We start from the raw sequence: 20,704 nt of genomic DNA, 5'->3' as shown, positions 1-20,704 counted from the left end.
GAGTCTCGGCGGCGGCGCATCGGGCGGTTAATGTTTCGCGCAGGCGCGAAAGGTGAGGAGTGCGGGGCATGGGCTGGTGGCTGGTCGACGCGGAGACGCTGGTGGCGAGCCGTTTCGTCGTCTCCCCGCTGGCCGAGGCCGTCGCGGCCCTGAAGCTGCTCGACCGGGGCACGGCCGCGCACCCCGGGGAGCGCGCCTGGCTGGACGCGCACCTGGCCGCGTACCGGGAGCGGCTGGCCGCCGACCCGGTGACCGGGCTGCTGGTGCGCGCCGCCCTGGGGCGCGCCTGGAACGCGGACTTCCTGACCCCCACGCCCAGCGGCGAGGGCAGCCCGGGCTTCGAGGAGGAGCTGACGCGGATCCGGGAGACCCCGCCGGAGGCCGCCCGTGAGCATCTGGCGGTGTCGCTGGGCGGACCGCTCCCCGGGCTGCTGCGCCGCGCGGACCTGCCGGAGCGTGCGGCGGACGTCGTCGCCTGGGTGTGGACGCACACGGTGCTGCCGGACTGGCCGCGCCGCCGGCGGGTCATCGAGGCCGACATCGTGGCGCGTACCGCCCAGTTGGGCCGGGGCGGCTGGGCGGAGGCGCTGGACGACATGCGCCGGGGGATGCGCTGGCTCGGTGAGGGCCGGTTGCAGATCAACACGCGGGAGTACCCGCCGCGCGACCTGTCCGGTGCCCGGCTCATGTTCGTGCCCGTCACCCCGCGCACCGGCTGGGTGTCCTGGGACGAGCACGTACGGTACGCGGTGGTGTACCCGTGCTCGGGGGCGCTGGCCGAGGCGGGGCGGCAGCGGGTCCCCGAGGCGCTGGGCGCGCTGCTCGGTCCGGCGCGCGCCGCGGTCCTGATGCTGCTCGCGACCCCGATGAGCACGACGCAACTGGTGGCCCTGACCGGCCAGGGGCTCGGCTCGGTGGGACGTCATCTGAGGGTTCTGCTCGACGCCCGTCTGGTGCGGCGGCGGCGCGCGGGGCGTTCCGTGCTCTACTACCGAACGGAGACCGGCGACGCCCTGGTCGCGGCCCAGCAGGACGGCTGAGGGAAGGAGCACCGGGCATGGTCCACAGACCCGTGCCGTTCGACGAACTCGACCGCAAGATCGTCGCGGCCCTGATCGTGAACGCCAGGACGAGCTTCGCGGAGATCGGCGCGGACATCGGCCTGTCGGCGACGGCCGTCAAGCGGCGGGTGGACCGGCTGCGCGAGTCCGGGATCATCACGGGTTTCACCGCCACCGTCCGGCCCGCCGCGCTGGGCTGGCGCACGGAGGCGTACGTGGAGGTGTACTGCGAGGGCGCGGCGCCGCCCCGGCGGCTGGCCGAGGTCGTCAGGAACCACCCGGAGATCACGGCGGCCATGACGGTGACGGGCGGCGCGGACGCCCTGCTGCACGTGCGGGCCACCGACGTCGAGCACTTCGAGGAGGTCCTGGAGCGGATCAGGACCGAGCCCTTCATCCGGAAGACGATCAGCTACATGGTGCTGTCGCACCTGCTGCCGGAGAGCCCGGAGGCGGGGGCGGGGCGGTCCGCCGCGGAAAGCGCAACGGACCTGCGCTGACGGGCCCTTCGACGCAGCATCGCTGCGCCTGTGCGCAGCGTCCCGATCTTGTCGCCCGCGGCCTGCGCTTCCTACCGTTGAGCCATCCCCTGGCCGTCCCGCAGGAAGCGGAGGAGTTCGCCGTGCCCGAGAACCGTGTGGCCCGCCCCCGGCGTTATCTGGTCTGCCCGCCCGAGTACTTCGACGTGCGCTACGCGATCAACCCTTGGATGCGGGAGGGCGTGCGGGTCGACACCGCGCTCGCCCGGGAGCAGTGGGCCGCGCTGGTGCGGACCTACCGGGAGCACGGCCACACGGTGGAGTCCGTCGGGCCGGTCGCGGGGCTGCCCGACATGGTGTTCGCCGCCAACTCGGCGCTGGTGGTGGAGGGGCGGGTGTTCGGCTCGTCGTTCCACGCGCCCGAACGGCGCCCGGAGGCCGACGAGTACGCGGCCTGGTTCAAGGCAGCGGGTTTCGAGGTGCACCGCCCGGAGTCGGTCTGCGAGGGCGAGGGCGACCTGGTGCCGGTCGGCGGGTTCGTCCTGGCGGGTACGGGCTTCCGCACCGTCCGGGCGGCGCACCACGAGGTGCAGGAGTTCTTCGGCGTGCCGACGATCGGCCTGCAGTTGACGGACCCGCGCTTCTACCACCTGGACACCGCGCTGTTCGTCCTGGACGACGGGGCCGGCGGCGGCGAGGCGAACATCGCGTACCACCCGGAGGCCTTCTCCCCCGGCAGCCGTGAGGTGCTGCGCCGGATGTTCCCGGACGCGGTCGTCGTCACCGCGGACGACGCGCTGGCGTTCGGCCTCAACTCGGTGTCGGACGGGCGGCACGTGTTCGTGGCGCCCGCGGCGACGGGGCTGGTCGAGCAGCTCGCCGGGCGGGGCTACGTGCCCGTCCCCGTCGACCTCACGGAGTTCCACAAGGCCGGCGGGGGCATCAAGTGCTGCACGCAGGAGCTCCGCCCGGCGGTCTGACGTCCGTGGTCCCTGCCCGGGTGACGGCCCGGGATGAGGGCCCTGGACGACGCCCCGGGGTCACTGCGCGGGCAGCGACCGGTTGAACAGCCGTACCTGCCCGCGGGCGATGGTCCGGCCCTCGGCGTCCGTGATCACCACCAGCCACAGCTGCAGGCTCCGACCCTGCTGCAGGGGTGTGCCGCGGACGTCGAGGCGGCCCTTGACGTACGGGAGCAGGAAGTCGGTCTGGTTGCTCACGCCGACGGCGAACCGGCCCTCGGAGCGCACCGCGTGGGAGGCGCCGACGCTCGCCACGCTCTCGATGACGGTGGTGTGGAGGCCGCCGTGGGTGATCCCCCACGGGGTGTGGTGGTCCTCGGTGACCTCCAGGTGGGCGGTAACCTCCTGCGCGCTGATCGCGTCGAAGCGCAGCCCGACGGCGCGCAGGAAGGCACCGGCGGCCTCCGGGTCGAGGGCGGGGCCGGTCGTCTCCGTCATCGTGACTCTCCTGTTCGTCCTGGACGTGCGCGGGGTCAGTGGGCCTGCGGGGCGGGACGGTTGGCGATGAGCGCGAGGGCCGCGACGGCGGCGACCGCCAGGCCGACGCCCGGGATGAGCACGGCCAGGTGCAGGGCTCCGGTGAAGGCGTCGCCGACGGCCGAGGTGACGGTGTCGCGGAGCGCCGCCGGCAGCGTGGAGCCCTGGGCTCCGGTGCCGACGGCCTGGGTCACCTGCTCGGCGAGGCCGGACGGGACGCCCCGGTCGGCGAGTTCGCCGGGCAGCCGGGAAGCGAGGCCGCTGGTCAGCACGGTGCCCGTGACGGTCGCCCCGAGCGTGCCGCCGACCTGACGGAAGAGGTTGACGGTGCCGCTGGCCATGCCGCCGTCGGTGTGCGGCACGCTGATGACGGCCACGGCCGTGCTCGGCGGCAGGACCAGGCCCGCACCGGCCCCGAACATCGCCATCAGCACCGCGAGCACGGGTATGGACGCGGTGGGGGTCTGGGCGGTCATCAGCAGCGCCCCGGCCGCGGCGAGCGCCGCTCCCGCGCCGAGGGTGGCCTTGAAGCCGATCCGGCGCGCGATCCCCGCGGCGACGTAGCTGACCAGCACGTAGGAACCCATGATCGGCAGCAGCAGGAGTCCCGCGTCGAGGATGGACTCGTGCCGGATCCGCTCGAAGTACAGCACCTGCGCGAAGGCGGTGGCCACGAAGGCGTACTGGGCGATCATCGCGACGACGTTGGCCGTGGCGAAGGAGCGGCCGCGGAAGAGCCCGAGCTTCAGCATGGGCGTACGGGTGCGCGCCTCGTGCACGACGAAGGCGACGAGCGCCGCGGCCGCGACGGCGAAGGCCGTGATCGCCTTGGCCGTGCCGAAGCCGGTGTGGCCGCCCTCGATCAGGCCGTAGTTCAGCGCGCCGATGGACGCGACCGCGAGCACCAGGCCCGGCGGGTCGAGGTGGCGTCCGGCCTGCCGGCTCTCGGTGACGAATCGGGGCGTGAGGACCAGCACCAGGACGGCGAGGACCACGTTGACCAGGAACACCGCGTGCCAGGACCAGTGCTCCAGGATCAGCCCGGCGGCCACGGGGCCGAAGGCGAGGCCGATGCCGGAGACGGCGACCCAGATGCCGACGGCCCGGGTGCGGGCGTGCGGCTCGGCGAACATGTGCGTCACAAGGGACAGGCTGTTCGGCAGGATCGCGGCGCCACCGAGGCCCATGAGGGCCTGGCCGGCGATGACGCCTGCGGCGCCGGAGGCCAGCGAGGTGACCAGGCTGCCCGCGCCGAGCAGCAGCATGCCGAGGGCGAACACGCGGCGACGGCCGAAGCGGTCGCCGACGGTGCCGGCGGCGAGCACGAAGCTGGCGACCATCATCGAGTAGATGCCGGCGATCCACACGAACGCCGCACCCGACACTCGAAGGTCCTGTTGGAGCGGGGCGAGGACCGCGACGGTCTGGGTGATGTTCACGAACATCGCCATCTGGCCGAGGCTCGCGACGACGAAGCCGATCCAGCGCTTCCTCGACTCCCCCGGGTCCGGTGTCCTCGCGGTGGTCCCTGCTGTGGTCGCACCCACGGTCACGTCCTTGGCCGCGGCGGCGCTCGTGCTCGTCATGAACGGTTCCCTCCTGAGCTGAGTCCGCATTTCGAACCTAGCTGCGGAGCGAACGCTACCAGCCCTGAGTTCTTTCTGCGAACTCAGGTAGGATCCGGACCATGGAATACCTCGACCAGGACGTCTCCAACTGCTCCGTCGGCCGTGCCATCGGCCTCGTGGGCGACTCCTGGGTGCTGCTGGTCCTTCGCGAGGTCACTCGCGGGGTCAGGCGCTTCAGCGACATCCAGGAGCACCTGGGCGTGTCCCGCTCGGTGCTGACCGACCGGCTGAACGGCCTGGTCGCCCAGGGGCTGCTCGAACAGCGCGCGTACCGGGAGCCCGGCGCCCGGAGCCGCTCCGAGTACGTGCTCACCGAGAAGGGCCGCGACCTGTACCCGCTGATCACCGCCCTGCGGCAGTGGGGCGACAAGTACCTCGCCGACCCCGAGGGGCCCTCCCTCCTGACCACCCACCACGACTGCGGCGCGCCCGTCCGGGCCCGGCTGGTCTGCGACGAGGGCCATGTGATCGACGCCCCGGAAGAGGTCGACCGCCGCCCCGGCCCCAGCGCCCGGTTCCGCCCCACCGCGGGCGCGACGGCCTGAGACCGGCCGCGCGGCGCCCGGGGGCGGGGGCGTTCAGGCGCCCGCGGCGAACGCGTCGACGCCGGTCAGCTCCGCGGACAGCCGCCACAGGCGCGCGGCCTGCTCGGGGTCGGCGGCGTGGTCGCGGACCCCGCCGGTGAGCCCGTCCGCGTCCTCGGTGAGGCGTTCCGCCACGTCGCAGTCCTCGCAGTAGAGACCGCCCCTGCCGGCGAGCATCGGTGACGTGGCGGCCCAGACCTGGGTCGCCGCGCCCTGCTGCGGTGTCTTGAGCGCCGGATCGGCGGGGTTGCCCTCCGCGTCGATCCAGCCCGCGGCGACCCTCTCCTCCAGCGGGACGTGACGGGCCAGGTCCGTGAGGATCACGCCCGGGTGCACCGAGAACGCCCGTACACCCGCCTCCCGGCCCAGCCGGTCCAGCTCGACGGCGAACAGCGCGTTCGCGGTCTTCGCCTGCCCGTACGCCGCCCACTTGTCGTAGTCGCGCTCGAACATGACGTCGTCCCAGCGGATGCCCGAAAGCTGATGGCCCTGCGAGGACACCGAGACCACGCGCCCACCACGCCTGGCGAGCGCCGGCCACAACCGGTTGACCAGGGCGTGGTGCCCGAGGTGGTTGGTGGCGAACTGCGCCTCCCAGCCCGGGCCCACCCGGGTCTCCGGGCAGGCCATGATCCCGGCGTTGCCGATCAGCAGGTCGATGCCGCGGCCGGAGGCGAGGAAGCGCTCGGAGAAGCCGCGGACGCTGTCGAGGTCGGCGAGGTCGAGCGCGTCCGCCTCCGTTCCGCCGATCCCCACGAGGGCCTCCCTTGCTACTTCGGGACGCCGGGCGGCCACCACGACGTGGGCGCCCGCGCCGGCGAGGGCGCGTGTGGTCTCCCGTCCGAGGCCCGCGTGACCACCGGTGACGACTGCGAGCTTCCCGGTGAGGTCGATCCCGCGCAGCACCTCCCGCGCGATCGTGCGGGCACCGAATCCGGTTCCGATCCTGGTCTGAGCTGTCATGCCCCCACGCTCGGAGCTGGAGTGCGCTCCAGGGCAAGTGCGCGCTCAGCCGCGCGGCGGCGCCGTGCTGTCGCGGACGACGAGTGCCGGCGTCGGCTGGGCCACGTCGCGGGCCGGGCGGCCGCCGAGCAGGCAGACCAGTTCCGCCGCCGCACGCCGCCCGAAGGCCGTCGCGTCGCGGTCCAGGGCGGTCAGGCGCGGATGCGTGGCCCGGCAGAGCGCCGAGTCCTCCCAGGCGACGACCGACAGGTCGCGCGGTACGGACAGGCCCATGCTGAGGGCCACAGCGGCGCCCGCGACCGCCATCACGTCGTTGTCGTAGATGATCGCCGTGGGCGGCTCGGGGCCGGCCAGCGCGAGGCAGGTGGCCTCGGCGCCCTGACCCTCGGAGTAGTCGGTGGTGACGGAGCGGACGCCGGACATCCCCAGGCGCGCGGCCCCAGACCGCAGCGAGCCGATGCGGCGCGTGGTGTGCGCCAGGCCGGCCAGGCCCGCGACGTGTACGACACGGCGGTGGCCCAGCCCCGCCAGGTGGTCGACGATCGCGCCCATGGCAGCCGCGTCGTCCACCCGGACGGTGGAGATCACCGGGTACGCGACCGGCTCGTGCGGTTCACGGTCTACGTCGCGGCCGCCGACCACCACGGCGGGCAGGCCCAGGGCGTCCAGGAGGGCCGGCCGGGGATCGCCGATCCGCGGGTCCACGACGATGACCCCGTCGACCCGCTGCTCGGCCCACCACCTGCGGTAGACCGCGCACTCCTCCTCGGCGTCCGCCACCACCCGGAAGAGCAGGCCGAGGTGGCGTTCGGACAGCACCTCCTGGATGCCCGAGACGAGCTGGAGGAAGAACGACTCGATGCCCAGCGAGCTCGCCGGGCGGGCGAGCACCAGGCCCACGGTGGCGGCGCCCTCCCCCGACAGGGCCCGCGCGGCGGTGCTGGCCCGCCAGCCGAGCTGGTCGGCGACCCGGCGCACACGCCAGCGGGTGGTCTCGGAGACCCCGGGGCGGTCGTTGAGGGCGAAGGACACGGCGCTCTCCGAGACGCCCGCCCGCCGGGCGATGTCCTTCATCGTGGGGCGCCGTGCGGGGACGCGCCGGCCGGTCCGGGCAGCGGGCGGCGGCTCCACCGGTGGCTCGTGCGCCGCGATCGTGGGCCCCCTCGGATCTTCCGCCTGACGTCGTACGCGCCGGGCCCCGGGCGGCGCGACGCGGGGACCAGTATCCCCCAGCCCGGGAGGGTTGGGCACTAAAGCGCTTGAGCGGCGGGGTTCTAAAGCGCATTAGCGCTGACGCCCGAATTCCCTTTGCACACCGTTGACCTGCGACTTCGCGGCCCCAAAACGTAGGTGAGAGAGGCGAGTTGACTTTCCCGGAGCGCGGTGTCACCTTGTCGTGGGCGCCGGCGGCGACTCCCCCAGCCGCGCCGATCACGGGACGGACATCCCCCGACCGCCCCGCGACCACCGGTTCCGCCGCCGCGCGCCCACCCCAGCTCGTACAATCACGGGACCGCCATGACACCGCGCTTCGGCGTCAACTACACGCCCAGCCAGGGCTGGTTCCACCACTGGCTCGACTTCGACCTCGACGCCGTCCGCGCCGATCTGGAGTCCATCGCCCGCCTCGGCCTGGACCACATCCGGGTCTTCCCGCTGTGGCCGCTGTTCCAGCCCAACCGCACCCTGATCCGGCCGCGCGCCGTGGAGCAGCTGGTCGCGCTGGTCGACGCCGCAGCCGAGCACGGCCTGGACGTCAACGTGGACGGGTTGCAGGGCCACCTGTCGAGCTTCGACTTCCTGCCCTCCTGGACGGCCGCCTGGCACCGCCGGAACATCTTCACCGACCCGGACGTCGTCGCCGCCGAGGCCGAGTACCTGCGCACGCTCGCCGCCGCGCTCGCCGACCGGCCCAACTTCCTCGGCATGACCGTGGGCAACGAGATCAACCAGTTCTCCGGCCCGCCGCACCCGGACCCGGACCCCATCGGCCCGGCCGAGGCGGAGGCCTGGCTGCGCCTGATGCTCGACGCGTGCGAGCGCGGCGCCCCCGGCAAGCTCCACCTGCACGCCGAGTACGACGCCGCCTGGTACCAGGACGACCACGCCTTCACCCCCGCGCAGGCCGCCCGCCTCGGCTTCGCGACCGCGGTCCACTCCTGGGTCTTCAACGGAACGGCCCAGCGCCACGGCCACGCGGGCGCGGCCACCGAGCACCACGCCGCGTACCTGATCGAACTGTCGAAGGCCTGGGCCACCGATCCGCACCGCCCGGTCTGGCTCCAGGAGGTCGGCGCCCCCGCGCCGGTGGTGCCGCCCGAGCACGCGGCGGCGTTCGCCACCGCCACCGTCGCGGGCGCCCTGGACTGCGAGGACGTGTGGGGGGTGACCTGGTGGTGCTCGCACGACGTCGCCCGGTCCCTCGCCGACTTCCCCGAACTCGAGTACACCCTCGGGCTCCTCACCAACGACCGCGAGGTCAAGCCGGCGGGCACCGCCGTGGCCCGCGCCGTGGCGGAGCTGCGCGACCGGGGGTACGCGCCGCGGCCGCGGACGACCGCGCTCGTCGTCGACGTGGGCGACGCCCTGACGGCGCCCCGCCGGGCCGGATGCGCCCCCGGCGGCGAGGTATTCGAGGCGTGGGCCGCGCTGACCGCCCGGGGCGTACGGCCCGCCCTGGTGCTCGCCGACCGGGCCGCGGACGCGGCACACCTGGCCGCCCGCGGCATCACCGAGGTCGTCACGCCCGCCCAGGCCCGCTGAGCCCCCCGTGCCCCGTCCCCCGGCGGGCCCCCGGTCACGGGTCCCGCACCCGTGCCCGGGGGCTCGGGGACGTCACCGGCCGCATCTCCGGCAACCCTTTCCCGGGGACGCCGTGGCCTGACAGACTCGTCCGGTGACCGAATTCGACCTGCTCGTCATCGGATCCGGCCCGGGTGGCCAGAAGGCCGCCATCGCCGCGGCCAAGCTGGGCCGCCGGGTCGCCGTCGTCGACCGCCCCGACATGGTCGGCGGGGTCTCCATCCACTCCGGCACCATCCCGTCGAAGACGCTTCGCGAGGCCGTGCTCTACCTGACCGGGCTCACCCAGCGGGACCTGTACGGCCAGAGTTACCGCCTCAAGGAGGACATCACCATCGCGGACCTCACCGCGCGCACCCAGCACGTGGTGAGCCGCGAGGTGGACGTGATCCGCAGTCAGCTCTCCCGCAACCGCGTCACCATGCTCACCGGGACCGGCCGCTTCATGGACGACCACACGGTCGCCGTGGAGGACCCCTCCGGCCGCGAGGTGCTGGTCACCGCCGGGAACATCGTCATCGCCACCGGGACGCGCCCGGCCCGACCGTCGACCGTGGAGTTCGACGACCGCACGGTGATGGACTCCGACAGCGTGCTCAACCTGGACCGGGTCCCGCGCTCCATGGTCATCGTCGGCGCCGGCGTCATCGGCATCGAGTACGCCTCGATGTTCGCCGCGCTGGGCAGCAAGGTGACGGTGGTCGAACAGCGTGACGGGATGCTGGACTTCTGCGACGTCGAGGTGGTCGAGGCGCTCAAGTACCACCTGCGGGACCTCGCCGTCACCTTCCGCTTCGGCGAGACGGTGGCGGCCGTGGAGCGGCATGCGACGGGCGCGCTGACCGTCCTGCAGAGCGGGAAGAAGATCCCCGCGGACGCCGTCATGTACTCGGCCGGGCGGCAGGGCCTCACCGACGCCCTCGACCTCGGCAAGGCGGGCCTCACCGCGGACAAGCGGGGCCGGATATCCGTGGACGAGCACTACCGCACCTCCGTGCCGCACATCTACGCCGTCGGCGACGTCATCGGCTTCCCGGCGCTCGCGGCCACCTCCATGGAGCAGGGCAGGCTCGCGGCGTACCACGCCTGCGGCGAACCGGTGAACGCGATGCACGGCCTGCAGCCGATCGGCATCTACACGATCCCGGAGATCAGCTTCGTCGGCCGTACGGAGGACCAGCTCACCGACGACAACGTGCCCTTCGAGGTGGGCATCTCGCGCTACCGCGAGCTGGCCCGCGGCCAGATCATCGGCGACTCGCACGGCATGCTGAAGCTGCTGGTGTCGACGGAGGACCGCACGCTGCTCGGCGTCCACTGCTTCGGCACCGGTGCCACGGAGCTGCTGCACATCGGCCAGGCGGTGATGGGCTGCGGCGGCACGGTCGACTACCTGGTCGACGCCGTGTTCAACTACCCGACCCTCGCCGAGTCGTACAAGGTGGCCGCCCTCGACGCCACCAACAAGCTCCGCCAGATCAACCGCCTCACCGGCTGACGCCGGGCCGTCGTGTGCGGGGCGCCCCGGCCGGGGCGCCCCGCACCGGTACCACCCGTTCGGAGGGGGAACGCGAGGGCGCTGCGTGGCAGCCTCCCGAGAGGGACGAAGAACGCGTCCCCCGTGACCCCCGAGGGAGTACCCGCCATGGCCACCAGGAAGAACCTCCGGGCCGACCGGACGAGCCTCACCCACAAGGTCGGCTACGCCCTCCGGCACCCCACGCGGGTCGCCGGGTACGCGCGCCGGGCCGCTCGGGACCGCTGGCTCGCGCACCGGCACCGCGACCACGTGGCGTACTACCGGGCCGTCATGGCCAGCGACACCGCCCGGGACCCCGAGGCCGCCGTCGGCAGCGGCAGCCACGACCGCTGGCTGGCGCTGGGCGCGATGCAGTTCGACTACCTGCGCGAGCACGGCCTGTCGCCCCGGCACCGGCTGCTGGACATCGGGTGCGGCAACCTGCGGGCGGGCTGGCGCCTCATCGAGCACCTCGACGCCGGCCACTACTACGGCATCGACATCTCCCCCGACATCCTGATCGCCGCCAAGCGCACCGTGACCGCGCAGGGCCTGCAGCGCAAGCTGCCGTACCTCACGCTCACCCACGACCTGACCTTCGACTTCCTGCCGGACCGCCACTTCGACGTGGTCCACGCGCACAGCGTCTTCTCCCACTCGCCCCTGGAGGTCATCGACGAGTGCCTGGCCCACGTGGCGCGGATCCTGGCCCCGGGCGGGTGGTTCGACTTCACGTTCGACCGCACCGAGGGGAAGGAACACCACGTGCTGCGCGAGGACTTCTACTACCGCACCGAGACGCTGGTCGGCCTGGCCGCCCGGCACGAGCTGCGCGCCCGCTTCATGGACGACTGGGAACTGCGCGGCCACGGACAGTCGAAGATCCGCGTCTACGCGGGCTGAGCCGGGCCGGGACGCCGTCGGCCGTCGTCAGGGGGCCTCCGCGGCCTCCTGTTCGGCGCGCTTGCCGGCCACGTGCTCGACGAGGTCGCGCACGGTGCCCATCCGCTCGACCTCGTCGGCCAGCAGCATCACACCGACCTCGCGCTCGACGGCGTCCGCGGCACGCTGCTTGGCCCGGTCGCCCAGGCGCAACTGGGCGAAGGTCGTGTCCGGCCCGATCTCCTCCGGCGCCACGTCCGCGCATCCGGCGACCACCTTGCGCACGATCCCGGCGACGTCCTCGGTCATGTTCCCTCTCCCCTCCGGTGACTGCCCGATACGTCTACCCCGCCGGCGGCCGATGACGGCACCGGTGCGCCGGGCCGTTCGGGGGAACGGCAGGTGTCGTGGTGCGGCGTGCCGGGGCGCGCCTCGTACGTTCGGCTGGCATGACGCACCTTCCGCACGACCCCGCCCCCGCGCCCACCCGTCGCACCGCGCTGGCCGGGCTCGCGGCAGGGGCCGGGGCCCTGGCGGCCGCCGGGTGCACGCCCTCGGGCGCCTCCCCCGCGGGCCCGCCTTCGCCCGGCGGTCCGGGAACGGGGCCCGGGTCCGGGTCCGGGCGGACGTCGGCCTCCGCTGCGGGTCCCGTGGGCGGTGCCACCCCCGGGGTGATGGCCCTCTTCGACGACCCCGCCTACGACTTCAGCGCGCTGCTGGCCCTCGGCGCCTGCGGCTACGGCTCCGCAGAGGTCGGCGAGGTGCTCACCGCCGTGAACGCCGTCACCACGGCGGGGGTGTCGGCGCAGTCGTACACCCGCACCTTCAGGGAACTGGGCGACCGGCTGCTGACGACGCCGAGGGGCAGCATGCCCGGGCGCCAGACGACACGGTTCCGGACGCTGCGGGCGGCCCAGTACTACGGCCAGGCGCTGTTCTTCGTCCTCGGCTCCGAGGACCCGGGCGACGAGGAGCGGCTCTACCGTGCCGGGCGCCGCGCCTGGGACGCCTTCTGCGAGCGCTGCGATCCGGCCCCGGTGACGGCGGGCGTGGCCTACGGGAGGACGCGGATGCCGGTGTGGTTCTTCCGGCCGGAAGGGGCGGAACGGCGGCGGCCCACCGTGATCCTGACCAATGGCAGCGACGGCCAGAACGTCGACATGTGGACCTACGGCGTGTCAGCGGCCCTGGACCGCGGCTGGAACGCGCTCGTCTACGACGGCCCGGGACAGGGCCATGTGCTCTTCGTGGAGGAGGTCGTCTTCACCCCGCGCTGGGAGAAGGTCGTCACCCCGCTGGTGGACTGGCTGACCGCCCGCTCCGACGTGGACCCCGGCCGGATCGCCCTGACCGGTCTGAGCATGGGCGGCAACCTGGCGCCCCGGGCGGCGGCCTTCGAGCACCGGATCGCCGCCCTGGTGGCGATGCCCGGCTGTGTGTCCCCCTGGCTGGCCTTCCCCCGGGAGGTCAGGGAGATCCTCACCGCCGACAAGGAACGGACCAACGCCGTCTGGAACAAGGAGGTCGTCCCGGCGCTGAGCCCGTCCGAGGCGGCGACGCTCAAGAAGCGCTTCGAACCCTTCTCGGTCCCGGCGATGACCGAGGCGCGGGAGGGCAGGATGTTCACCGACTTCTTCACCCCCGCCCGGCTCATCGCCTCACTGGACGTCAGCGATGTGCTGGGCCGGATCAAGGCGCCCACCCTGGTGCTGGACTACGAGTTCGAACAGTTCTACCCCGGGCAGCCGCGCCGGCTGTACGACGGGCTCACCGCCCCGAAGGACTACGTGAAACTGACGGCGGCCACCGGGGCGCAGCTGCACTGCTCCCCGATGGCCCCCCAGCAGCACTGCGAGGTCGTCTTCGACTGGCTGCAGGACAGGCTCTCGGTGCGCTGACCGGGGGCGTGGCGACCGGCGACCGGCCGCCCCGTTCGGCGGTCACCCCACGCGCGGCCGGCCCGGCACATAGGGCGCGAGGATGTCGGCCACGGTGCGGTTGCGGGGCGTGGGGACGCCCAGTTCGCGGCCGAGGTCGGCGACGCCTCCGCTGAGCCACGGCAGTTCCAGGCGGTTGCCCTGCTCCAGGTCGTTGTGCATGGAGGAGGTCATCGCGGCTGGCAGCGTGTCGCAGAAGGCCAGTTGCTCGTCGACGAAGGACTCGTCGAGGTGCACGCCCGAGGCCCGGCCGACGGCGACGACCTCCGCCATGACGTCCCGCAGCAGCGACCGCGTCGCGGGATCGGCGCGGACGACGCCGATCGGCTGGCGCACGGCCGAGGTGGTGCCCGACAGGCCCGTGAGGAACACGAACTTCTGCCACACGACCCGCGCGATGTCGGCGCTGACCTCCGCGTCGACGCCGGCCTTCCCGCACACCTCGCGGAACTCCTCCGCCCGGGCGGCCCCTTCTCCGTCGTACGGGCCGAAGACCAGCTTCTGCATCGTCCCGCGGTGGGAGACGACGCCGGGTTCCTCGATGACGGCGGAGATGTAGCAGACCCCGCCCCACACGGCCTCGGGCGGCAGGTGCCGGCGCAGGACCGTGTCCTTCCGGACGCCGTTCTGGAGGGAGATCACCCGCGCGCCCGCCTCGGCGAGGCCGCGCAGCCGGGTGGCGACGTCCTCGGTGTCCCACAGCTTGACCGCGACCAGCACGACGTCGGCGGGACCGACGTCGCCGATGTCCGGCACGAACAGGTCGGCCGGTGCCCGGAACTCCCCCAGCGGACTGCGGACGGCCAGCCCGCCGTTGGCCCGGATCGCCTCCAGATGCCGACCGCGGGCGACGAAGGTGACCTCGTTGCCCGCCTCCGCGAGGCGGGTGCCGAAGTAGCCCCCCACTCCGCCCGCTCCCACGACCGCGATGCGCATGGCGTGCTCCCTTCCCGGCCCGGCCTGGCCGATGGCTTGGTAACCGCCTTCAAGGTTACTATGAACACATGAGCGAGCGCGCACCGGCCACGGGGACCCTGGCCACTCCCCGCACCCGCGTCACGGCCAAGGTCCGTGCGCTGCGCTTCGACGCGGGCTCCCTCTCGCTCGACCTCGTCGCCACCGTCGGCCGCCGCCCCAGCACCCCCGTGGAGCGGCTCGGCGATCACGACCGCCTCCGCGACTGGTGCGGCGGCGTCGGACTGACCCTGCGGGACGGGGAGGACGCGACGGCCCTGCTCGACGCACTCCACGAGCTGCGCGCCGCCGCCACCGACGTCGCCACCGCGGTCGTCGACGGCCGCACGCCGCGAGCGGAGTGCGTGGGCCTGCTCAACGACCTGGCCCGCGTCGAGCCGCCCGCGCCCTTCCTCCGCGTCGACGCGCAAGGGCGTCCGAGCGCCGGGACGGAACCGCTGTCGGCCGCCCAGTTGCTCTCCGCCGTCGCCCGGGACCTGATCGCGCTGGTCACCGAGCCGCGCCTGCGGGACCGGCTGCGCACCTGCGCCGCGGAGATCTGCGGCATGCTCTACCTCGACCCCGGCAACGGGAAGCCGCGCAAGTGGTGCTCCATGGAGCGCTGCGGCAACAACGCGAAGGCCGCCCGGCACCGGCACCGTGCCTCCGCGCCCACCCCGTAGCCCCACCGACTACGGCGACACCGGCTGGGCGAAGGCGGCGATGAAACGGCCGAGGTCACGCCGGTGCGAACTGGACGGCCACACCGCCCAGGTCCTGCGGACCAGGGGATCTCCCACCAGGGGCGACCACACGACCGTTTCGGGGATCGGCTGCGCCCAGTTCGGCGGGGCCAGCGCGAACGCCCGTCCGGTGATCACGGCCGCCAGCTTCACCTCCGCGATCAGCGGCTCCCCCGCGCCCGCCTCGGGACCCACGTCCAGCCCGTGGCTGCGCAGCACCGAGGTCAGCTCGTCCCACCACGCGGGGCTCCCGGCGCGGGGGAAGCCCACCCACTCCAGCCCCGCCAGGCACTCCAGGCGGACGCCGTGCGGTCCGGCGAGTTCGGCCGCCTGGTCGGCCCCGAGCAGCACCCCGAGGTTCTCCCGGACCACCAGCATCGCGTCGAACTCGGGCCCTGCCGGGCGCTCACGCGTCAGGCCGACGTCGAGCTCGTCCGCGTGCAGCGCCTCCAGCTGGGCCGCCGTGGACAGATGACGGGCCTGCACCCGGGTGTCGGGGTAGGCCCGGGACAACTCGGTGAGCACGGGGGTCAGCAGGTCGGGCGGCAGCTCCAGCGGGATGCCCAGCCGCAGGGTGCCCCCGCCCTGCGTCGTCAGGGCCGCCATCGTCCGCACGGCCTGGTCGTGGCGCGCGAGCACGGAGCGCGCCTCGGAGAGCAGGACCGCCCCGGCCTCCGTCGTCCGTACGCCGGAACTGGACCGCACCAGGAGTTTGACGCCGAGTTGACGCTCCAGCGCGGTGACGGTCTGCGACAGCGCCGACTGGCTCACGTGCAGCCGCCGCGCCGCGGCGGACATCCCGCCCTCCTCGGCCACGGCGACGAAGACACGCAGCTCCCGCAGTTCCATCCGGCCATCCCACCACGCGGCGCCGGAACGACGTCCCGACAGGCCAGGCGATTTCCCGATCGGGGAACACGCCGACCCCTGGGGGTGATTCGCCGGGCCGACCGGCCCCCGGGATGTTTCCCGGGGGCCGCCACCGCTCAGCGCGCGGCGGCCATCAGCGGCAGGACGTTCACCAGGGACTCACCGCCCGCGTAGCGGGCCAGCTGCTGCGCGATGAAGGCGAGGGAGGTGGGCGTGAAGGCGTCGGTGAAGGCCCCGACGTGCGGTGTGATGAGGACGCCGGGCAGGTACCAGAGCGGGTGACCGCTGGGCAGCGGCTCGGGCGCGGTGACGTCCAGGGCGGCGCGCAGCCGCCCGCGTCCGGCTTCCCGCACCAGCGCCCGCGTGTCGACGAGTTCCCCCCTGGCCACGTTGACCAGGACGGCCCCGTCCTTCATCAGGGCCAGGCGGGAGCCGTCCATCAGGTCGCGGGTCTCGTCCGTCAGGGGCGCGCACAGCACGACGGCGTCGGCGGAGGGGAGCAGCCCGGGCAGGTCCGCGAACCCGTGCACATGGCCGTCCGCGGTGTCGCGCGCGGTACGTGCCAGCCGGACCACCCGGCAGCCGAACGGGGCGAGCCTGGCGGCCACGGCCCTTCCGACCGCGCCCTGGCCGACGATCAGGACCTCCTTGCCGGACAACGTGGGGAAGACGCGGGGCTGCCACTGACCCAGGGCGTGCCGGCGGGAGAAGTCGTCGAGACCGCGCCCCGCGGCCAGCAGCAGCGTCACCGCCAGCTCGGCCGTGGCCTCGCCGTGCACGCCGTTGGCCGTGGCGACGCGGGTGCCGGAGGGAAGGAGTCCCAGGAAGGGGGCGAGGTAGTCGTGCCCGGAGCTGAGGACCTGGAGGACCTCCAGCCGCTCGGCGTGGGGCAGCAGCCGGTCGAGGATCTGGTGCTGCTTGGCCGGGACGGGCGGGACGACGACGAACCGTACGTCCCGGGGATCGGAGGGGAAGGCCGAGAGGCCGTCCCAGAAGTGGTACGACAGGCCGTCGGGCAGCGGTCCGGCGAATTCACCGGACCGATAGGGGAGCCAGACCGCGCGGCTTTCTTGCATGATTCGCTGTGCTTTTCTGTGGAGCTCGGAGAACGGGCGTGCCACGCCGGGTGCCCCGGGGCTTCGTTCTTCAGAGCAGGGGCCCTTCCGTCGCGGACGGACGCGTCCGCGGGCCCGGAGAATCTGACATCGTTGTCAAGACGTGAACCTTCCGAACGCTAGCACACCTGACGAAAGGGCCATTGGCGGCGATCGACGGGAAACGGCGGCGCGTCAACAAAAGGTGAATTCCTTTCCCGGGAAAGGCAAAGACGCCAGTCATCGACCGCCCTCGGGGAGCGCATGCGTCCTCCCGGCCGCGCGGAGCGGCGAACCGTCAGGCCGCGGCGAGGCATCCCCCCGGCGCCCCGCCGCGGCGCTTCCGGCCCCCGTTCCCCCGCCCCACGGCGTCCGGTCTGCGGGACGCCGCGGGGCGGAAGTCACATGGGCGCGGAGATCAGCGCCCAGACGGACTTGCCCGCCTCGTCGGGCGGTGTCCACCCCCAGGACTCGCTGAGCGAGTCGATGATGTGCAGCCCCCGCCCGGTCTCGGCGAACCAGTCCGGTTCCTTCACCACCGGGACGCCCATGCCGGGGTCGGCGACCGTACAGAGCACGGACTCGTCGCGGCGGAGCAGGCCCAGCCAGACCGGCCGGCTCGACAACGGCGCGTACGCCGGGTCGTCGAGGCCGTAGCGCACGGCGTTGGTCAACATCTCCGACACCACGATCGAGGCCGTGTCGACGATCGCGAGCATCCCCCAGTTGCTCAGGGTGGCACGCGTGAACTGCCGTGCGGAACCTGCGGCGTGGAGGTCACCGCTCAGGCCGCAGGCGGCAAAGCGTGACGCTGAGTCCTCGGTCAGGCCGTAGTCGAGGGGGATCGCCGGATGCGTGGTCATCGGGAACTCCGCAGAGCTGTCGGGCGGGGGGCGCGGTGCTGTCTGCGTCCACCACTATCCCCGCCGGATCCCTACCCGTGCAAGCACATCTGCAATTACAGTCGTAAGTGCAAGGGTAAGTACATCTGCACGTGCATCTGCACGTGCAGATGGCCCGTCAAGGAGGCGTAGCCATGCGGGAGTTCGACAACGGCGTACCGGCCACCGACATCGAGGGCGCGGTCTGGAGGAAGAGCGGCCGGAGCAACCCCAGCGGCAACTGCGTCGAGCTGGCGGCGCTGCCCGGTGGGGGCTTCGCGATGCGCAACTCCCGCCACCCGGGCGGACCTGCGCTCATCTACACGCGCGCGGAGATCGAGGCCTTCCTCGGCGGCGTGAAGGACGGGGACTTCGATGACATGACGGGCTGACAAAACGTCGGCATGCCATAAGATGCGGCTGTATTCGGGCGCCACTCAGTGAGACACTGACGGTCCGCCCAGTCACCACGGGAGCCGGCATGACCGCGACGCGGCCGAGCAACGAACCGTCGATAAGGCAGTACCTGGAGCACCCGCGCGGTGGTCCGACGGTGCTGCGCATCGTGCTCGGCACCCAGCTGCGGAGGCTGAGGGAGTCCCGGGGCATCACCCGCGAAGCGGCGGGTGACGCGATCCGCGGCTCCCACGCCAAGATCAGCCGTCTCGAACTGGGCCGCGTCGGCTACAAGGAGCGTGACGTCGCCGACCTCCTCACCCTCTACGGCGTGACCGACGAGACCGAGCGCGCGGACTGCCTCAAGCTCGCCCACCAGGCCAACACGCCCGGCTGGTGGCACCGGTACGCCGATGTGCTCCCCGGCTGGTTCGAGACGCTCGTGGGCCTCGAGGAGGCCGCCTCCGTCATCCGTACGTACGAGGTGCAGTTCATCCCCGGTCTGCTGCAGACCGAGGAGTACGCCCGCGCCGTCATCCGGCTGGGGCACCCCAGGGCGTCCGGGGTCGAGGTCGAGCGCCGGGTCGCGCTGCGCATGGAGCGCCAGCGCCTGCTGAACGGACCCAACGCGCCCCGGCTGTGGGCGGTCGTGGACGAGGCGGCGCTGCGCCGTCCGCTGGGCGGCGCCGAGGCGATGTCGCGCCAGCTGGAGCGGCTCATCGAGGCGGCCGCGATGCCGAACGTGACGCTGCAGGTGGCGCCGTTCAGCGTCGGCGGCCTCGCCACCGCGGGCGGACCGGTCACGATCCTGCGTTTCCTGGAGCCGGACCTGCCCGACATCGTCTACCTGGAGCAGCTCACCAGCTCGCTGTACCTGGACAAGCAGGACGACGTCGACAACTACCTGGCCGTCATGGACCGGCTCAGCGCCGAGGCCGAGCCCCCGGTGCGGACGCCGGACTTCCTGCGCGACTTCCTCAAGCAGCTGTCGTGAGCTGACGCGGGTCCCCGGGCCGGCCCTTCCGGCCCCGGGACCCCTGACGTCCTCAGGCCTTGTGGCCGACCCCGCCGAACTCGATCCACTCCTGGGTGGCCTGCCGCGGCGCCAGGTCGGTGTCGGGGCGCCAGGTGGACACCTCGACAAGCCCCGGCTCCAGGATCCGCAGACCGTCGAGGAAGCCCTCGACGTCGCTCTCCTGACGGACCCGGCCCCAGTTGCCCTGGGTGCTGGCGTCCATGAACTCGGTGACGAAGTCGCGCACCGCCTTGTCCTCGCTGACCAGCTGGCACACCACGAGGAAGCTGCCCGGCGCCAGCCGCTCCGCGACGCGCCTGACCAGGCCCGCCGGGTCGTCCTCGTCGGGGATGCAGTGCAGCACCGAGACGAAGAGGGCGGCGACCGGCTGGCTGAAGTCGATCAGCCGCTCCACCTCGGAGTGGCCGAAGATGCCGTCGGTGTCACGGAAGTCGGCCTGGATGACGGCCGTGTTCTCGTTCTCCTCCAGCAGCGCACGACCGTGCGCCAGCACGATCGGGTCGTTGTCGACGTAGACGACCCGCGCGGCCGGGTCGACGCGCTGGGCGACCTGGTGGACGTTGTCCTGCGTCGGCAGGCCGGACCCGTGGTCCAGGAACTGGCGTATCCCGTACTCGCGGGCGAGCACGCCCACGACGCGCTGCAGGAACCTGCGGTTGTTGACCGCGAGTTCCTTGGTGCTCGGGACGACCTTGAGCAGCTCCTCGGAGGCCTCACGATCGATGGCGTAGTTGTCCTTGCCGCCGAGCAGGAAGTCGTACATCCGGGCGACGCTGGGAATCCCGGTGTCGATCGCGGTCGGCAGCGGCTCTCGCTCCTGGCTCATCCGGCCCCTCACAGTCCTGCCCACGCCCTGAACGCGGGGTGATCGCGGAATCCCATTCTAGGCTCAAGTCACCTTGTTGCCCTGCGGTTTCACCCATGGGAAGTGAATTGATCGCCAACATGTTTGACTCCTGAAACACCATCAGTCACCGCGCTACCGGACTTATCCCCCTCCCTTCCGGGGCACCGCCTGTACGCTGAGGCGGTCCGGCCACCCTGCCACGAACGGGACCGACCCCATGGAGCTCGTCTTCGCCGGCCGTGTGATCGAGTGGCGCGGACCATCGCCGTACTACTTCGCGACCGTGCCGGAGGAGGAGTCCGAGCACATCCGCGAGGTGGCCGCGATGGCCACCTACGGCTGGGGCGTCATCCCCGTCGAGGCCCGCATCGGCGACACCACCTTCACGACGTCGCTCTTCCCCAAGGACGGCGGTTACCTGCTGCCGCTGAAGGTCGCCGTGCGCAGGCCCCAGGGCATCGCGGCCGGGGACGACGTGACCGTGGAGATGACGGTCCGCCTCTGAAGTGGCGGCGACGCCCCACGCGGT

The 20,704-nt window shown here is 72.8% G+C and carries 22 protein-coding genes; 12 read left to right on the top strand and 10 right to left on the bottom strand.

Annotation, left to right across the window (positions count from 1 at the left end; genetic code table 11):
* Window positions 1-68: 68 nt before the first annotated feature.
* The 3 genes from OG937_41295 to OG937_41285 all read left to right on the top strand — a co-directional run bounded on the left by OG937_41295 (window position 69) and on the right by OG937_41285 (window position 2,520).
* Entirely contained in the window at window positions 69-1,040 is a 972-nt protein-coding gene (locus OG937_41295) for an ArsR family transcriptional regulator (protein WUD77693.1), read from the top strand.
* 17 nt (window positions 1,041-1,057) lie between these two features.
* Complete coding sequence (locus OG937_41290; GenBank protein WUD77692.1) at window positions 1,058-1,561, top strand: Lrp/AsnC family transcriptional regulator; 504 nt, start codon at window positions 1,058-1,060, stop codon at window positions 1,559-1,561.
* Window positions 1,562-1,683: 122 nt separating this feature from the next.
* Complete coding sequence (locus OG937_41285; GenBank protein ID WUD77691.1) at window positions 1,684-2,520, top strand: amidinotransferase; 837 nt, start codon at window positions 1,684-1,686, stop codon at window positions 2,518-2,520.
* A 60-nt stretch (window positions 2,521-2,580) separates the two neighbouring features.
* On the opposite strand, the gene OG937_41280 is transcribed toward OG937_41285, so the two are convergent.
* The gene (locus OG937_41280; GenBank protein ID WUD77690.1) at window positions 2,581-3,000 is read right to left on the bottom strand and encodes a PaaI family thioesterase; all 420 of its coding nucleotides are present in this window, start codon (window positions 2,998-3,000) and stop codon (window positions 2,581-2,583) included.
* Between the two features lie 35 nt (window positions 3,001-3,035).
* A complete protein-coding gene (locus OG937_41275) occupies window positions 3,036-4,625 on the bottom strand; it encodes an MFS transporter (protein WUD77689.1) in 1,590 nt (529 codons plus the stop codon).
* Window positions 4,626-4,726: 101 nt separating this feature from the next.
* Between OG937_41275 and OG937_41270 the strand changes: the two genes are divergently transcribed.
* Window positions 4,727-5,212, top strand: coding sequence for a helix-turn-helix transcriptional regulator (locus tag OG937_41270; GenBank protein WUD77688.1), 486 nt, complete (start codon window positions 4,727-4,729; stop codon window positions 5,210-5,212).
* 33 nt (window positions 5,213-5,245) lie between these two features.
* Here the strand turns inward: OG937_41270 and OG937_41265 are convergent, their stop codons facing one another.
* A complete protein-coding gene (locus OG937_41265) occupies window positions 5,246-6,214 on the bottom strand; it encodes an SDR family NAD(P)-dependent oxidoreductase (GenBank protein ID WUD77687.1) in 969 nt (322 codons plus the stop codon).
* A gap of 45 nt (window positions 6,215-6,259) precedes the next feature.
* A complete protein-coding gene (locus OG937_41260) occupies window positions 6,260-7,288 on the bottom strand; it encodes a LacI family transcriptional regulator (protein WUD77686.1) in 1,029 nt (342 codons plus the stop codon).
* A gap of 444 nt (window positions 7,289-7,732) precedes the next feature.
* Here OG937_41260 and OG937_41255 point away from each other — a divergent pair, with 444 nt between their 5' ends.
* The 3 genes from OG937_41255 (at window position 7,733) to OG937_41245 (ending at window position 11,438) form a co-directional block, all read left to right on the top strand.
* On the top strand, window positions 7,733-8,977 hold the full coding sequence (locus OG937_41255) for a glycosyl hydrolase (protein ID WUD77685.1): 1,245 nt from the start codon (window positions 7,733-7,735) through the stop codon (window positions 8,975-8,977).
* Between the two features lie 133 nt (window positions 8,978-9,110).
* Window positions 9,111-10,514, top strand: coding sequence for a Si-specific NAD(P)(+) transhydrogenase (gene sthA, locus OG937_41250; protein WUD77684.1), 1,404 nt, complete (start codon window positions 9,111-9,113; stop codon window positions 10,512-10,514).
* Between the two features lie 147 nt (window positions 10,515-10,661).
* Window positions 10,662-11,438, top strand: coding sequence for a class I SAM-dependent methyltransferase (locus tag OG937_41245; GenBank protein WUD77683.1), 777 nt, complete (start codon window positions 10,662-10,664; stop codon window positions 11,436-11,438).
* Between the two features lie 27 nt (window positions 11,439-11,465).
* Here the strand turns inward: OG937_41245 and OG937_41240 are convergent, their stop codons facing one another.
* Window positions 11,466-11,726 (bottom strand): hypothetical protein, encoded by a 261-nt coding sequence (locus OG937_41240; GenBank protein WUD77682.1) that lies wholly within the window; start codon window positions 11,724-11,726, stop codon window positions 11,466-11,468.
* A 140-nt stretch (window positions 11,727-11,866) separates the two neighbouring features.
* On the opposite strand from OG937_41240, the gene OG937_41235 reads away from it, so the two are divergent.
* Entirely contained in the window at window positions 11,867-13,315 is a 1,449-nt protein-coding gene (locus OG937_41235) for an alpha/beta fold hydrolase (protein ID WUD77681.1), read from the top strand.
* A gap of 42 nt (window positions 13,316-13,357) precedes the next feature.
* Here the strand turns inward: OG937_41235 and OG937_41230 are convergent, their stop codons facing one another.
* Window positions 13,358-14,290 (bottom strand): 2-dehydropantoate 2-reductase, encoded by a 933-nt coding sequence (locus tag OG937_41230; GenBank protein WUD77680.1) that lies wholly within the window; start codon window positions 14,288-14,290, stop codon window positions 13,358-13,360.
* 68 nt (window positions 14,291-14,358) lie between these two features.
* Between OG937_41230 and OG937_41225 the strand changes: the two genes are divergently transcribed.
* Window positions 14,359-14,991, top strand: coding sequence for an ABATE domain-containing protein (locus OG937_41225; protein ID WUD77679.1), 633 nt, complete (start codon window positions 14,359-14,361; stop codon window positions 14,989-14,991).
* Between the two features lie 9 nt (window positions 14,992-15,000).
* On the opposite strand, the gene OG937_41220 is transcribed toward OG937_41225, so the two are convergent.
* From OG937_41220 to OG937_41210, 3 genes are all read right to left on the bottom strand, one after another.
* Window positions 15,001-15,900 carry a LysR family transcriptional regulator gene (locus tag OG937_41220; protein ID WUD77678.1) on the bottom strand — a complete coding sequence of 300 codons (900 nt, stop codon included), beginning with the start codon at window positions 15,898-15,900 and terminating at the stop codon, window positions 15,001-15,003.
* Between the two features lie 137 nt (window positions 15,901-16,037).
* Window positions 16,038-16,997 (bottom strand): dehydrogenase, encoded by a 960-nt coding sequence (locus tag OG937_41215; GenBank protein ID WUD77677.1) that lies wholly within the window; start codon window positions 16,995-16,997, stop codon window positions 16,038-16,040.
* Window positions 16,998-17,416: 419 nt separating this feature from the next.
* Window positions 17,417-17,878 carry an ATP-binding protein gene (locus OG937_41210; GenBank protein ID WUD77676.1) on the bottom strand — a complete coding sequence of 154 codons (462 nt, stop codon included), beginning with the start codon at window positions 17,876-17,878 and terminating at the stop codon, window positions 17,417-17,419.
* 173 nt (window positions 17,879-18,051) lie between these two features.
* Between OG937_41210 and OG937_41205 the strand changes: the two genes are divergently transcribed.
* Both OG937_41205 and OG937_41200 read left to right on the top strand, forming a co-directional pair.
* A complete protein-coding gene (locus OG937_41205; protein ID WUD77675.1) occupies window positions 18,052-18,288 on the top strand; it encodes a DUF397 domain-containing protein in 237 nt (78 codons plus the stop codon).
* A gap of 89 nt (window positions 18,289-18,377) precedes the next feature.
* On the top strand, window positions 18,378-19,286 hold the full coding sequence (locus tag OG937_41200; protein ID WUD77674.1) for a helix-turn-helix domain-containing protein: 909 nt from the start codon (window positions 18,378-18,380) through the stop codon (window positions 19,284-19,286).
* Between the two features lie 52 nt (window positions 19,287-19,338).
* Here the strand turns inward: OG937_41200 and OG937_41195 are convergent, their stop codons facing one another.
* The gene (locus OG937_41195) at window positions 19,339-20,154 is read right to left on the bottom strand and encodes an SAM-dependent methyltransferase (GenBank protein ID WUD77673.1); all 816 of its coding nucleotides are present in this window, start codon (window positions 20,152-20,154) and stop codon (window positions 19,339-19,341) included.
* A 238-nt stretch (window positions 20,155-20,392) separates the two neighbouring features.
* On the opposite strand from OG937_41195, the gene OG937_41190 reads away from it, so the two are divergent.
* Window positions 20,393-20,680, top strand: coding sequence for a DUF1905 domain-containing protein (locus OG937_41190; GenBank protein WUD77672.1), 288 nt, complete (start codon window positions 20,393-20,395; stop codon window positions 20,678-20,680).
* The last annotated feature ends 24 nt before the right edge of the window (window positions 20,681-20,704 follow it).

The organism is Streptomyces sp. NBC_00510 (genome assembly GCA_036013505.1).
GTDB lineage: Bacteria > Actinomycetota > Actinomycetes > Streptomycetales > Streptomycetaceae > Actinacidiphila.
This window is presented reverse-complemented; position numbering and strand designations above follow the sequence as displayed.

Bases quoted from the DNA above. Each gene is read 5' to 3' on its own strand.
- OG937_41195 (WUD77673.1), bottom strand. From the start codon at position 20,154: ATGAGCCAGGAGCGAGAGCCGCTGCCGACCGCGATCGACACCGGGATT.
- OG937_41290 (WUD77692.1), top strand. From the start codon at position 1,058: ATGGTCCACAGACCCGTGCCGTTCGACGAACTCGACCGCAAGATCGTC.
- OG937_41265 (WUD77687.1), bottom strand. From the start codon at position 6,214: ATGACAGCTCAGACCAGGATCGGAACCGGATTCGGTGCCCGCACGATC.
- OG937_41295 (WUD77693.1), top strand. From the start codon at position 69: ATGGGCTGGTGGCTGGTCGACGCGGAGACGCTGGTGGCGAGCCGTTTC.
- OG937_41235 (WUD77681.1), top strand. From the start codon at position 11,867: ATGACGCACCTTCCGCACGACCCCGCCCCCGCGCCCACCCGTCGCACC.
- OG937_41215 (WUD77677.1), bottom strand. From the start codon at position 16,997: ATGCAAGAAAGCCGCGCGGTCTGGCTCCCCTATCGGTCCGGTGAATTC.
- OG937_41190 (WUD77672.1), top strand. From the start codon at position 20,393: ATGGAGCTCGTCTTCGCCGGCCGTGTGATCGAGTGGCGCGGACCATCG.
- OG937_41245 (WUD77683.1), top strand. From the start codon at position 10,662: ATGGCCACCAGGAAGAACCTCCGGGCCGACCGGACGAGCCTCACCCAC.
- OG937_41230 (WUD77680.1), bottom strand. From the start codon at position 14,290: ATGCGCATCGCGGTCGTGGGAGCGGGCGGAGTGGGGGGCTACTTCGGC.
- OG937_41255 (WUD77685.1), top strand. From the start codon at position 7,733: ATGACACCGCGCTTCGGCGTCAACTACACGCCCAGCCAGGGCTGGTTC.
- OG937_41240 (WUD77682.1), bottom strand. From the start codon at position 11,726: ATGACCGAGGACGTCGCCGGGATCGTGCGCAAGGTGGTCGCCGGATGC.
- OG937_41280 (WUD77690.1), bottom strand. From the start codon at position 3,000: ATGACGGAGACGACCGGCCCCGCCCTCGACCCGGAGGCCGCCGGTGCC.
- OG937_41200 (WUD77674.1), top strand. From the start codon at position 18,378: ATGACCGCGACGCGGCCGAGCAACGAACCGTCGATAAGGCAGTACCTG.
- OG937_41270 (WUD77688.1), top strand. From the start codon at position 4,727: ATGGAATACCTCGACCAGGACGTCTCCAACTGCTCCGTCGGCCGTGCC.
- OG937_41225 (WUD77679.1), top strand. From the start codon at position 14,359: ATGAGCGAGCGCGCACCGGCCACGGGGACCCTGGCCACTCCCCGCACC.
- OG937_41210 (WUD77676.1), bottom strand. From the start codon at position 17,878: ATGACCACGCATCCGGCGATCCCCCTCGACTACGGCCTGACCGAGGAC.
- OG937_41220 (WUD77678.1), bottom strand. From the start codon at position 15,900: ATGGAACTGCGGGAGCTGCGTGTCTTCGTCGCCGTGGCCGAGGAGGGC.
- OG937_41205 (WUD77675.1), top strand. From the start codon at position 18,052: ATGCGGGAGTTCGACAACGGCGTACCGGCCACCGACATCGAGGGCGCG.
- OG937_41275 (WUD77689.1), bottom strand. From the start codon at position 4,625: ATGACGAGCACGAGCGCCGCCGCGGCCAAGGACGTGACCGTGGGTGCG.
- OG937_41260 (WUD77686.1), bottom strand. From the start codon at position 7,288: ATGAAGGACATCGCCCGGCGGGCGGGCGTCTCGGAGAGCGCCGTGTCC.